Source organism: Actinomadura pelletieri DSM 43383, from assembly GCF_003634705.1.
Lineage (GTDB): Bacteria > Actinomycetota > Actinomycetes > Streptosporangiales > Streptosporangiaceae > Spirillospora > Spirillospora pelletieri.
Window position 1 is genome coordinate 265,394 of sequence record NZ_RBWU01000001.1, and the last position, 13,702, is coordinate 279,095.

Annotated in this window: 4 protein-coding genes; 1 reads left to right on the top strand and 3 read right to left on the bottom strand. The window is 66.3% G+C overall.

All coding sequences use genetic code 11. From position 1 onward, the window contains the following. Positions 1–42 precede the first annotated feature (42 nt). From mads8 to mads6, 3 genes are read right to left on the bottom strand one after another with little or no spacing between them, the layout of a single operon-like run. Complete coding sequence (mads8, locus tag BZB76_RS01190) at positions 43–5,478, bottom strand: methylation-associated defense system ATP-binding protein MAD8 (protein WP_121432432.1); 5,436 nt, start codon at positions 5,476–5,478, stop codon at positions 43–45. Beyond that, the gene (mads7, locus tag BZB76_RS01195) at positions 5,475–7,082 is read right to left on the bottom strand and encodes a methylation-associated defense system protein MAD7 (protein WP_121432433.1); all 1,608 of its coding nucleotides are present in this window, start codon (positions 7,080–7,082) and stop codon (positions 5,475–5,477) included. Before mads7 ends, mads8 begins: the two co-directional genes overlap by 4 nt. Next, a complete protein-coding gene (gene mads6, locus BZB76_RS01200; RefSeq protein WP_121432434.1) occupies positions 7,063–11,145 on the bottom strand; it encodes a methylation-associated defense system protein kinase MAD6 in 4,083 nt (1,360 codons plus the stop codon). Before mads6 ends, mads7 begins: the two co-directional genes overlap by 20 nt. A 213-nt stretch (positions 11,146–11,358) precedes the next feature. Here mads6 and BZB76_RS01205 point away from each other — a divergent pair, with 213 nt between their 5' ends. Then, on the top strand, positions 11,359–13,641 hold the full coding sequence (locus BZB76_RS01205) for a hypothetical protein (RefSeq protein ID WP_121432435.1): 2,283 nt from the start codon (positions 11,359–11,361) through the stop codon (positions 13,639–13,641). Positions 13,642–13,702: the final 61 nt, after the last annotated feature.

Consider the following 13,702-nt stretch of genomic DNA (forward strand, 5'->3'; position numbering starts at 1 on the left):
GCGCCACCCCACGCTGGGCTGTGCACCTCCGCCGGACGGTTACTAAGAGTTGCCCGTGGAGTCGGCGCCCTCGCCACCTGAGGCGGGCGTCACATTCGCGATGGCCGTCTTCGTGACACCGCCGTGTCTCGTCAGTCGCGGCCGCAACCGCATCTTCCCGGCGCTGCGCATAAAAGCCGCATCGCTTGCCTTGTTCGACCAGACGTAGGCTTCCCCCGGACCGAGATTCGCCATTCTCGCGGACGTCAAATCCGCAAGTGACGCATTGGCCTTTTGCAGGTGCTTCAACCACGCAGGCGAGGTGAACTTGTGGAGGATGATGTGATTGGACAGTTCTATCAAGGAGATCGGGACCGATGGCGGGTCCTGGCTGGCGACCAACACGCTCATGCCCTTGTGTCGCATCTCCCGGACACTCTCCACCAGGCCGTCCACCAGGTCCGGGCTCTCGATGTACTTGTGCGCCTCATCGAAGACGACGAGCTTGTTGAAGCGCTCACCGTCACTCCCGGCCTCGGCGAACAACTGCATGAGAACCACAAAAAGACCGAGAGCCTCATCCTTTTCGATGAATTCATCTCGCAGGTCAACAATGATCATGCGACCGGGTCGAACGAGCGGCTTCACTCGGGCATCGTCGTCGATGTAGTCGGCGGCGAGATCGAGCCGCTGCTGGGCAAGCTGCTTGAGGTTGTCCGACATGCCGGATTGCTCGACACCGGTCCGGATGACGTCCAGCCGCAGGTTCCGGCGATGTGCCTTCATGATCCGTTGCAGTTGCCGTATGTACGTGGACTGGTTCCCGATCGCCCCCATCAGGAAGCGCCAGTGCTCCGCGCGGAGTTCGGCCGCACCGAACTTCAATGGCAGTACTTGGATGCCGGGCAGCTCTGCGCGACGCTGGCCCAACTGGTCTTCGGGGACGAGCATCACAACGTCGGTGAGGGCTGCGGGACGACCGCTGTACGTCTCTCCCAGGACACGCACCTGCTCTGGATCGTCGTTGGCGGCGAGCATGCTGGTGAACTCGGGTGCGTAGTCCAGCGTCGGGCTGTAGTGGAACACGATCGTGGCGAGCGGGCTCGGAAGACGGTTGACCGGTGGTGCCGACAGTGACGCCGCCTCAATGATCGATCCGAGCGTGTAGCTCTTCCCGCCGCCTTGGACTCCGAAGAGGCTGATCGTGTGCGTCTCGTTGAGGTCCAGCGCGATCCGACGCCCCGCGGCTTCTCCGAGCACCCCGTATTGAGGGGATGGCCCAGCTGTTCCCAAAAAGACGTCCGGGATCTCCTCCTGGTCAGCGGCTTCCTCCGGGCCGCTTGGTTCCGCATCGGCAACCGGCTCGATTTCGATGCTTGGTGCCGCGGCGCCCTCCCCCGCGATCGATTCGGGTTCCGCATTGTCGGGCTCCGGCGAGCGGGGTTCGGGGACCACTTCTTCGGCGAGATCGGTGGTATCGATGCGGATCGGTTCCTCGGGAGTCGCATGATCGCGGACGGGAGCGCGGAACGCCGCGTCGGGCAGTCGCGGCATGGTGAGGTCGAGACCGCTCAGCGTGCTCTCGGCGGCGGGCAGAACGGGGTCGGTGGGGACGGAGTCCAGAAGTTCCTCGGCAAGGTTCCGACCGATTCGGTGGAACTCGACCCCGGCCTCGAACTCCGAACTCGTGCCTTTCCCGGACAGGTCGAAGATCAGCCCGGTACGGGTGAATTGCAGCCTGTATCCGGCGTCGAGCCGGTCAAGGAGCCATCGGGCCTCGACGGCGGCGTCCGGTCGCATCGTGCGGTGCCGGACCGCTCGACCGACGTAGAAACGCAGCATGGCGGCGAGTTCGGCGTTGCGGACCGCGCGATCCGGACGGTCCGGACTCTCGCGATGCGGGTCGAAGTGCTCCGCCAGAACGGTCTGGCTGCAATCGAGCTGCTCGATCATCCTGTTCTTAAGCTGCTCGTAGGCGGCGAGCCCGCCAAGAGTGCTGTAGCACTTGACCTCGACGAGCCGGCACGTGATGGTTCGGCGCCGCGCGTCCAGGCTCAGCAAAGCGAGGTCGGTGCGTTTCAGGCTGACCGCCTCGGCGACTTCGTCGGCACGCCTGCGCGCATCCCGATATAGCCCGAGATGCGCGTCGAGTGGCACCAGGATCTGGTCGGTCAAGACGCCCTGGTAATCGAGGAAGAGCCGGGCGAGGGCAAGACCCAGGACCTCGGTCCGCTCGGTCGGCGTCGCCGAAGCGAGTTTGAAAGCGAGCCGTCCCGAGAGCAACCGCAGTTGATCGAAGAAGGTGCCGGTGTGCCGCGCCTCCACGCTGAACCCGTGCTGGGCGCACGCAGGTGCCAGTAGAGCGCGAAGCTCGTCGACCGATCGTGAACTCACGACCAGGTGGTGCCCCAGCCCCTCGCCGGCGTCCACATCGAAATCGATGACATAGTCGGGTCGCCGCTCGCTACCCGGGCTGTCGAAGTACTCCAGACCCATCGTCCGGTCGATGGTGATCACCCAGTCGCTGCTTCGGTGCGCCTGGTGCAGCAGGGCTCCGTCGTGCGCGTCCAGGTTGAGCGTGACGCGTGGCACCATATCGGTGCCCACCTGCCCGGTGGCCACCGCGGCGGCCGCCGAGGACAGCGTCGCGGGCAGTGCGGACAGCAGGTCGGAGAACTCCTCGGCTCCCCCGATGGGCTGGGCGGGCCCGTGCTGTGGCTGCTTGTGCCAGGTGACAGTTTCTTCGTCCTCCAGATACGTGGTGGAGACGTCCTGGACGAGGCCGTGGACGGGGGCCATTCGGAAGCCACCACGGGGGGCGGCGTCGAAGCTTTCCCCGCTCAGCGCGTCGAAGAGCATCGTGAGGTGGACGGGGTGCTCGCTGGTCGCCGCGCGGAACTCGGAAAGTGGCCGGACGGCCACCGCGAGCTTCGGGTAGATACCCGTGGACGTGCGGGTGTGGAAGACCTCGGTACCCGCGGCCAAGTCCCCCTCGCCCCGCAGCAGTTCGGCGAGCGCCTCCCCATTGCCGGCAGCCTGGGGATCGGGGACGAAGAGGCGAATGTCGTACTTCACGTCCGACAGGCCCTTACGCCGTTGCAGTTCGAGCAGCATATCCGCAAGCTGGTCGGCGCGGCCGGCGATCACCGCGCTGATCACCAGCGTCCTGACGTAGGGATGCAACCGCAGGTACCGTTCGACCCGGTCGGCGAGTACCCGTCCAGAGAGCGCCTGGCCGCCGCTCCACCTGCCCGGCAGACGCAGTGCCGTGGAGAGCGCCGACAGGAGCCCTTGGGGGTCGGTGGTTCCGGTGGGAAGGCACACGCCCCAGTACGGATTGAGATCAGCGGCGGCGATGGTCAGTGACCCGTCGTGCAGGGGGATCGCGAGAGGAAAGCCGAGGGGTGACAGACCCTCCAGAGTCCGCCCGGCCGCGGCGATCACCGGGGCGGTGTTCTCTCGGGCGTTCTCCAGCCATCGGTGGCCGAGTTCGGACCATGTCACCAGCCACAGCAGTCGAAGCGGGTGCGTGGGGGCGACCAGGACGACATCCTGCCGGGCTCCATCGAGATCCCGGAAGCCGACCTCGACGGTGTCGATCTGAAGCAGGACGGCGAGTTCGCGGAGCAGCCCGGTCTGCCGGTCTTCACCGGCGCGCTCCGTACGGCGCAATTGCCAGGAGACGAGTTCGCGGTAGGCCTCGGCGTACCGGTGTATCTCGTCGCGCAAGTCCAGCAGGTCTCGTCCCTCGACCACCAGGCCGTCGTCACCCGCGACGGCCGTGAGCACTGCATGGCGTGCCGCGAGAAACGCGTCCACGGCGCCATCGGATTCGGCCTGGAGCACAAGGTCCTCTGGGAGAAGGTCACCGGCGTGGTCGACCATGACCGGGAGCCGCCAGCGACGGAGCCGACCGGGCTCGGCGAGGACACTCCGCTGCACGTCCAAGAGCGTGGGTGCGAGCGGGATATCGGCGGATCCATGTCCCCCGAAAGTGGCGTGCAGCACATACCGTCCCGCACCTTCGTCGCTCTTCCACGAGACGCTCTTGGCACGGATGCCGCGCCAATCGCGGGACTCTTCGAGCGCCTTGAACTCCAGTCTGCGAAGGGCCTGGCTGACACCGACCTCCCGGACGACGCGCTGCCGGGGCGGCGGCTCATCGAAATCGCCCTTGGCGATGACCATGAACCGGTCGCTCTCGTTACCGGGTCCGGAGTCGTCCAAGCCCACCTGGACCGGTAGCGGGATCCCTTCGTCATCCTGCGGTGTCACCCGAATGAAGTGCCAGCCCGGCTCCAGTTCAGCGGCGCGGAGCTTCTTGAGGGTCGCCTTGTAGGTGTTCTTCGCGCTCTTACCGAGCCGGACGGTCGCGGTCACCCCGGTCGGTCCCGAATCCTCTGAGATCAGATGGGCCACGAAGCTGGCCAGGCCGGCCACCTGCCGCGGGTCGGGTTCCACCTGGAAGGTGACGGCGAGTTGATTCGGTCCCTGCGGTCCTCCGTGCAGGAACGGCTGTCCGATGATGTTCTTCAGGACGGCGTTTCCAGCATGCTCAGCCGAGTCGCCGGCCTTGGGCAGTTGCAGTTCATCGACGGTGATGCGCAGCGCCTCGGTGGTTCGTTCTTCACGCAGTGGCCAGCGGTGAAAGGCGAGGTTCCAGTTCGCCTTATCGACCACGATCTGTCGCGTCCAAGCCCGAGGGTCCTCAAGCCCCGTCCGCGCCAAAAGGTCCGCCAGACGGGCCCGGAACGCGGTATCGGTCAAGCCGAGCTCGATCACCCGCTGACGCTCGGGCCGCTCGGCGTTCCCCAGTATCCGTGCCTGGCGGACGTTCATGCCCGTGCGGGTCTTGACCTGGGCCGGGTCGCGGAACAGGTCGAAGTCGGGTATGAGACCGAGTTCGAAGACGGCTGCTCCGGCGGCCATGGGGTCGTTGTCGTTGAGCTGGATCGTCAGCAGATAGCGACAGCGGGCATAGTCCTCCGCGTGGGCCCAAGCCTGCTCGTCGATGACGGCGAACATCTCTTCGACCATGCGCCGGAGGGCCTCGGGGAGTTCGCTGTGAAGCCGCGCGGCGAGTTCGGTGTAGACGTCACCCAGCGGAACGTCCTCGAAGGTGGCCACGCCGAAGGAGTCTTCGGCGCTGGCGTGCGTCCTCGGCGTGACGAAGACCAGGAGCGGAGGGCGTTGCCGGCCCTGCGCGTCGGGGTTTCGCAGTTCCACCAACTTGGTGCTCGTCACGGCCACATCCGGAGGGACGGCCGTGGCCCCCTCCGAAGGAACCGCGGGGCCCAACACGTAGACCTGGCCATCGTCGCCGGTGGCACTGCGCACTCGTCGGCACAGTCGCGCCGCGAGGGAAGGCCCGATCTCGGTGACGCGCATGCAGTGGCCCGGACCGCGTTCCCGCAGATATCGCGACAGCCGAGGCACCAGGACCCGTTCCAGTGCCGTCTCCAGGTCCTGTTCACGCAGCTCTTGAAGCCCGGTGCTCATGCACTCTCCCCGGAACGGCTTGGCCTGCCGACCGTGTAACGCGGTGTGATCGTCTGTGTCAGGTAGGCGTCGGACAGGTCCGAGTAGAAGCCGATCTCTCTGAGCCGTGCCGTGAACGCGTCGACGTTGGCGCGGAACGCCGACTGCTGGTCGATGGTCGAGCGAACGAAGCCGTCGCCGACGGGCAACCGGTCGATGTACAGCCCGTAGCGCTCGCGGAGAATGTCAAGAAATTCGTCCACACGCAACGCAGCGGTGTAGTACTCCCCGTCGTCTCTCTGCCTGAGTAGGGACAGCTGGAGCAGCACTTCCAGGAGCCGACTGTCCAGGACGAACCGGCGCTCTCCCCCGCGCGGCTGTGCGATCAGCGCCCCGGGCCGTTTCTTCAGGAGCAGAGAGTCAAGGCAGCCAGTGAGGTATTTGCGGTGGAAGGCGACCCGGTAGGCCGTGATGATCTGAATGTAGGCCGTAAAGTCGTCCAGCCCGAGCTGGAGGATCTGCTCGACCTCCCGATCGATGTCGGCGTCACTTGTGGACGTTCCCTCGATCGCCGCCAGCCGTCCTCCGGCGAATCTGTCGCGCTCCTCCCGGTGCTCCGGCCCGAGCAACCGGAGGAGCTCGCCGACGAGGAAGAATCCGCGTCCGGGTGTGCGCAGGGCGCCACGCCGTACCAGGTGTCGCGCGAGGTCATCGAGCCGCTTCACCGTGAAGGTCGCCTCGATGAAGTCGGGAATACGTCCGAACCACACGGCGGCGCTGCGCTCGGCCAACCGTGCCGCCGGCGTGCCGGGGATCCCGGCCACGTCCAGGAAGAACCCTCCATCGGGCCGCGCTGGACGACCGGCGACGAGCGCGGGCAGCAGTTTCAGGATCCGCAGGTGGTAGAGCGCGAGATGGAAGGCAAAGAGGATCTTGAGATGGTCGACGAGGACCGAGCGCGGGATCAGTTCCCGGTGGAACAGCAGCCGGAGCACGTCCTCGACCAGGACATCGGACGCCTGCGGGTAGAGCGGAGGATGCGAACGACGGTCCTTACCGCTTGCGGCCCGGTCGGTGATATCGCGTTTCACCGCCTCGGAGAGGTTGATCAGTGCCTGGGTCTCCACATCGATGTCGGCGTCGGGTCGCGGCTTCTCGGTGCGCTGGTCCATGCCGTCGAAGAAGAAGTTCTTCAGGTGCTCCAAGGTCCGGGCACCGCGCCCCGGATCCGACGCGTGGTGGATCATCTCGTAGAGCTGTTCGTCGGCACCGTAGGAACGGGACCGGTGCGCGTTCCTGAAGCGGTAGGTGAATCCGTGCAGCGGCCGCAGCCCGGCGACCGCCTGAGTCGGCTTGCCCCGGTTCACGATGTCCAAGAGATGGGTTTCCACCCATCTGCGGGTGATGTCGGCTTCAAAGCCGACGAATGACTCCGGGTGCTCTTGGAATGTCTGGGTGAAATCATCGACATCCAGGTCGGATCTGCGGGAGAGGATGCTGGATCTCCCGCCCCACCACAGCCGGGGCAGGAACGCGGTCAGAACGCGGTCCATCTCCAGCTGCTTGTAATCCAGGTAGCTCACCCCGGGATGGCGGAACTCCTTGTCACCGCGGCTCAGTGTCATCGTTCCGCGCCCTCCCCTCGCTCACCAACGGCTCCATCACAAGGCGGCCGCCAGGTTCGCGGCGGACGCGGTGCAAGTCCCGTGTCCCGGCGGCGAGGACGATCTCCTGGTAGGGCGCCGCCGAGAGCTCGTTCTTGAAGATGGTGAGGCCCAGGTAGTGCCCCTGCTGCTCGGCGACGCCGGGAAGGTAGCCGTTGTGCAACCTGTCGAGCAGTTCGAAGAGGTCGAGCTGAATCCGCAACCGGGCCGTCTGACCGCCGGGACCGCGGTAGGAGAGCACCAACCCGTCGGGATCCTGTTCGAGATAGGGGGACGTGTCACCGCCGGTGGTGGCCAGCGACAGCGATTCGACCGGGAAGAGCCGGTAGCTGCGGATCGTGCCGCCGGGCACCTGGCGAACCTGAAGCGCGAGGGTGTCACCGAGCCGCCGGGGATCGGGCAGGCCCTCGCCCCGGTTGATGGCATAGATCAGCTCGGGCAGTCGTTCTGCGGCCTGGTCGGGCCGGGCCAGCACCGACAGGAAGCGCTCGGCCGACTTAAAGGGTGTCATGGCGCGGGCGCGCTTGTCGTCCAACCCCTCGAAGTAGAACCGGCGTCGTACGGACGCCTGGTACAACGGGAGATCTCCGGACGCGTCACGCGGCACGGAGCCACCGCCCGCCACCCTCTCGAAGAGCACGCGCAGCAACGACATGTCGTACTTGCCGCGCCGGTCAATGGTCATCATCGCCTGGCCGGCTTCCGGTCCGATATGGGCGAACCGCCGATCCAGCGCGGGCGCGGGAGGCGCCGCGACATCGATCTCCTGAAGGGAGGCGAGCAACCGGTCACGGGTTCCGGGCCGTCCCAGCCAGGCGTTGAAATAGAACCCGGAGAGGATCTCTTCGACGGCACCGTCGGTGTTCCCGTTGTACAGCCCGTGGATCTGCGCGCAGTCTCTACCGGACGTCAGCGTGAAGGCCAGCGCCGAACGCAGATCTCGCAGGGTGATGTGCATGCGCCCGCGCAGGTGGGCGAGCGTGTACAGCTCCCGAAGTCGCCGGACGACCTTCGGCCCCGCGCTGGGATGGGCCAGCGTCCGCACGTTGTGCGGGACGTAACAGGACTCCACCAGGTCACAGGACCGGCACGCCTCCCAGAATCGTTCGTGGGTCATCCTGGCCAGCATCCGGTCGAAGATGGGGCCGTCCAGCTTTTCGGAACCCGCAACGACGCTACGGCGATTCAGATTGACGACGACGATTCCGTCCGTTGGTGGGCCGCCGTCCAATCCGGCCCGGACGGCGGTTTCAAGGGACCTGAATCGTTCACCGTGCGAGGTCAGGAAGTCGACGAGCCGCCCCTCATTGATGGCGATGAGCCGGGTTTCCGAGTCGGCCTGCTCTTCCCCGTCCGCGAACGGCGCGAAGAACTCGGCCAGGACCTCGTCATTGGCCTTGTCGCCCTCGTCCTGGCTGCCGTCGTGGTTGGTTCGCAGCCACCGGCCGTTCAGGAGACGGACGTCGGCGCCATTCTCGCGCGTCTCGCCGGGAGTGCCACCACGCTCCACCGCCGCGGAGACAAGGTGTTCCAGGAAGGCGGTCTTGCCGTCTCCCGCATTGCCCGTGATCACGACCAGGCGGTACTGGCCTTTCAAGACGTCCGGTATCAGCTTCGTGTCCAGCGCGGTCGCCACATAGAGGTCGTGCGGATCCTTGCCCCTGGTGCCCGCGTTGCTGCTGGTGCTCTGGCTGTAGAGGGTCGCCAGGTGGGTGACGAACGGGTTGACGTTGCGCTCCGCCACGACCGGCCGAGGTTCTGGCGGCGGCGTGGGCCGCGGGCGGCGATGCACCTCGCTACCGATCGCTTCAAGCGCGGCCAGGAACTCCCCGGCGTCGCGGTAGCGCGAGCTGCGAATCGGGGCGATCGCCTTGGTCACGGTGTCCACAAGCGTGTCCGACAGTTCCGACAGTCCGCTCAGAGACCGAGGGTCCACCGGCGCCTCGCCCAGGGTGGGGCTGCCCGAGGCGAACGGGTAGCGTCCGGTCAGGACCTGGTAGAGCGTCACGCCGAGCGCGTAGACGTCGCGGTCGGCGAGGTCGGCGGCCGTCGGTGGTACGTGGTTCTCGTTGTCCGGCGGCCGGTACTTCGTCGTACCGCCGGCCTTGGACATGCTCGATTCCGCCGACACCGACACATTGAAGTCGATGATCTTGCAGCCCCGGTCGGTCCACAGCAGGTTCCCGGGCTTGATGTCGCAGTGGTAGATGCCGCAGCCGTGCAGGAACACCAGGCCCCTGGCGACCTCGACGCCGAGCTTCACCGCGTCCGCGGGGCCGAGGGCCTGCTCGGCGACCAGCGCGGAGACGTCCTGTCCGTCGACGTACTCGAACACCAGGTACGGGGTCTCACCACCGTCGAGATAATCGGCGCCCTCGACTTTGATGACGTTGTCGTGCGGCGGCAGGCCGAGCAGGATTTGATACTCGTGCCTGAGCCGTTCCACCAGCGACTCACGATCACGGTCCACGATCTTCACGACCCGGTCGCCGCCCGCGAGGTTGTCGTACACCTGGTAGGCGGCGCCGAACGAGCCGGGTTTGCCCAGCCTGCGCTGGATCGTGTACTTCCGGGTCAGCTGGTGCCCTTCGGGCAGGTTCCGGTAGTCGACGCGGGTGGCGGTGCCACGGCCGGACGTCGCACGGGACGCTCCCATCAGAGCACGTAGCGCTTCGGCGGCCGATGGACGCGCGGAGGGCTCCTGCGCGCACATCCGTCCCAGCAATTCGGTGACCCGACGCGGAACCCCGGCGGCCCCCAAGGGCTCGGTGGGCAACACGCTTCGCTTCTCGTACTGATCGGACGTGGAGGCGAAAGGCAGTTCCCCGGTCAGCATCTGATAGGCGATGACACCCGCCGCGTACACGTCCGATGCCCGGCTCATCGCCTGGGCCCGGGACTGGCATTCGGGCGCCACATACGCGGGATCAACGGCGTCAGCGAGCCGATTGACCACCGTGTGGGTTCTGGGGTCCTCCGGACGGGCGTAGTCGAATCCGGTGAGCATCCCCTTCCCGCCCGTGGCCACCAGGACCGACGCCGGAGACAGGGCACGATGGATCACTCGATGCGCATGTGCGTGGGCGAGACCGCGCAGGATGTCGGCGATCACCCGGTACCGGGCGTCCATCGCGAGTGCCTGCCGTGGATTGCCGATTCGCAACCGCAGCGCGCCACCGCGAACGTCGTCGAGGACGAGGACGAATTGGCTCTCGTCCTCGGTGGCGAAGAAGTCGCGGCATCCGACGACGCACTCATGTCTCGGCATCTTCGCCAGAACCTCGTAGGCGTTGGCGATGGCGATGCGCTCGGCCTCGCGGGCGTTCTCCGGCTGGAAAGGGTCGGCCTTGTACACCCTGAGCAGTACCGTCTGCGACGTGGTGACGGTGGCGTTGCCGGCGCGATACTCGGTGACCTCGTCGGTGACTCCCAGCCGTTCCCGCACCACCCAGTTTCCGAACCGCTGCGGCCCGGTCGGGATCTGGACGACACCGCGCAGCGAGTTGAGGATCGCTCGGCGGTGGCGTCGGATGTCACGAGGGAAGCCGCTGCGCACCCGGGACACATCGGCGAGCACGGTGATCAGATCGTCGAGGCGCGAAACATCGTGGGCGTCGGCGTCCGGACGGTCGCTGGCATCGATCAGCACCGCGTCATCGGCGGTGAGGACCACCAAGGCGTCCACGTAGACGCGGTTGAGACTCGGGTCCCGGCGAGCGAGTTCGCCCTTCAAGGCCCTGGCGTGGTCGCGGAGCTTGGCCACCGGAGAGTGGAAGGAACCGCGGTTGGACGGATACCACCGGCGGCCCGCCACCTCGACGCGTCCCCTGGTGCCCTTGACGTCGATGATGCACACGGCGTGCGGCATCACCACGACCAGGTCGACCTCGTACATGTCGCCGCGGACCGGGATTTCGATGTTGTGCAGGACCAGCCAGTCGTCGGGCCCATGGTCGCGCAGATGCGCGATGGCCGCACGCTCGGCGTCATTGACCGGTGGCCCTCCGCCGACGATGTCCGCCATGACCTAACCGGACCGCCTTTCCGCCGCGTTGCCGTCCGCGCCGCAGCCCATCTAACAACGCCGGGCCGCAGTTATCCACCGTATTGGTCAAAGCGCGGCGGAGGCCGCCGCAGTCCAGCCTGGGAAGGCCGGTTCCGGTCTTCGGCTTGGCCTGCGGCGCCCCGACGAGTTCGGGATACTCCGGGCACTGGAGCCGCCAACGGGGAGAGAGCCGTGCCCGATTTCGCGTTACCCGCCGACATTCCTTTGGGCCCGTTCGAAGGAACGCAGATCACCCTTCATGCCGCCAAGAGCAAGGGCACCCGCCTGCACGCCGACCCATCATGCTCCGCGTTGCGGACGAGGGATGTCCGCTCCCTGACGCTTCCGCTGAACGCCGAGACCATCGCACGCTTGTGCCGTCAGTGCGACGAACGGGTGCGGTGGATGCGACCAGGCACCGCCTTGAGCGTCTTTCTGCGAGCGGTCATGGGAACGGGGCTCTGCTACGAACTCGATACCTACTCCACCCCAGACGAGGAGGAGTGGACCGAGGAGGAAGTAACCCAAGCCGCGCTCCTGCTGCACGATCGCGACTACCCTCCCGAGGACGGCGAAGACGAAGCCGAGGACCTGTGGACAGAGTTCTCTGACGCCCGTGACCTCCGCGAATGGGTCTTCCTGCGGTGGGCGAGGGCTGCGGAGAGTCTCCATCGGGCTCTGACCGTCGTCACGCAGTATCCATGGCTGGAACCCTGGGCCCGGCCGAAGCTGGACCAGAAGAGCAAATACGTGGAAGTGTGCCGTGAAAGGGCCGGACGGTTCTGCCACCCGAAGGCGCTCTTGGCAGCGACCGCGGTCTTCCAAGCCCCAGATCCTGAACTCCCTGCCGACGACCCCGCCTTTGCCGTTCTGGGTGACGCGACGACAGTGCGAACCCGCCTGAACAGGCTGTGGCAGAGCTGGAAAGAGGCCGTTGCGTCGGACTGGCTCACACCAGTGCAACACTCCTCTGTCGTTTACGATCTCGAACACGGCATCGAACGCAAACGCAAGAAGCGCGATGCGGTTCTTGCGCAGGGGAGAAGGCTGATCGCCGAATGGGCGGCACAGGCCCAAGCGATGGCCGACGTGCAGCCGGACCGCCCGGAACAACCGATCCTCGCACGGGTTTCCAAGAACGAAACGCATGAGGGACGACCCCGCGGCGACTTCGTGAAGTCGATGCCTCGCTGGGACCTGGCGGTTCTCGCCACCTACACCGTGGAGGCGGACTGGGGGCGGCGAACCATGCTGCTGCGCGTCCCGTCAACGGTCGGTGAACGGCTACTCGCGGGCGGGTCCTCGCTCTCCTGCACGCCGGGTGACGACGGGTTGCCCACCGCACCAGACCCTCAGGAAGCGGACGAGTCACTGACCCCGGGCGTACTCGATGACACTCCGGTGGCGGAGCGGCGCCCCATCGCGGCGGCGCACCTGCGGGCGTTGCGCATGACCGACGAGGCACTCGGTGAGCAACTCGCCGTCGTCCTCTCCGTCGAGAACGGCGTCGAGGTCCTGCCCGTGAGCGTCATCGAGAAGCGCTGCGAGGACGGTTGGCGAGGCGTGTACATCGCAGCCGTATCAGACCTGCCCGCATCGCTGATCGATCCATGGATGCAACGGCTCTCGGTGGAAACCGAGGCGGACCCCGAACGGGAGTGGAGCGACCGGAATCTGCCACCGCACGATCCGAACTTCGCCCGCCATCTCGGAGTGGCGGCAGGCGAGGCATGGCTGCAAAGAATGCTCAGTGCGCCCTACATCGATCTCGCGACGCGGGCCAGAGCGTTGCGCTGCCTCGCTCTGGCGCGAAACGTTCACGACCTACGAACCCTGGAGAGCTCCTTCGACTACCGGCACCACACCATCCCCGACGCGGTGTGGCGCGCCCTCCTCGCAGCGGACCTCCTTGATCTACAACCGTTCCACGATGAGAACGAAAACGAATTTCTAGGTGGTGGAATCGGGGCCCCATTGGGCCCTCTGGCCGAGGTGCAGATCTACACCACCAACGCCGATCCGGCCGCGATGGGCAAGGGTCACTCACCTTATTGCTCACACTCACGAGGCCCCACCACCGTCAGCGAGTACGATGATCTGCTGACCGCCGCCGACCTACTCAGCAAAGACTTCGACTGGTGTTCCAAGTGCGGCGGATATGCACCTCGAAGGCTCACCGATCGCCAACTGGACTACTACCGCGCCGCGCATCATCTTCACTCGATCGCACAGCGGCTACGAAGGAAATCCTCTTGGCCCGGCATCCAGGAGATGGCTAACATACAGGCCGAGTTGGACACGCTTCGCAAGTGGCGGCCCGCTGACGACGCGGACTGGCGAGGCGGGCACGTATGGCGCTGGAAAGACATCGTCGAGCGGCTCTCCGCGCAGGCCCGGCAGATCGCCTCAACACTGACCGACCCCTCTGCCGGTGGTGAGGTCATTCGGTTTCGTCAGCCCGATGACCGAGACTGAATCGGCGACGCCGACGGGAGCGAGCGGTCCGGCAGGGCTCTTAGGATGGCACGAATCAGCT

What these genes read in the sequence shown, in the direction of transcription:
- mads8 (WP_121432432.1), bottom strand. Translation starts at nt 5,478, where the DNA reads ATGAGCACCGGGCTTCAAGAGCTGCGTGAACAGGACCTGGAGACGGCA.
- mads7 (WP_121432433.1), bottom strand. Translation starts at nt 7,082, where the DNA reads ATGACACTGAGCCGCGGTGACAAGGAGTTCCGCCATCCCGGGGTGAGC.
- mads6 (WP_121432434.1), bottom strand. Translation starts at nt 11,145, where the DNA reads ATGGCGGACATCGTCGGCGGAGGGCCACCGGTCAATGACGCCGAGCGT.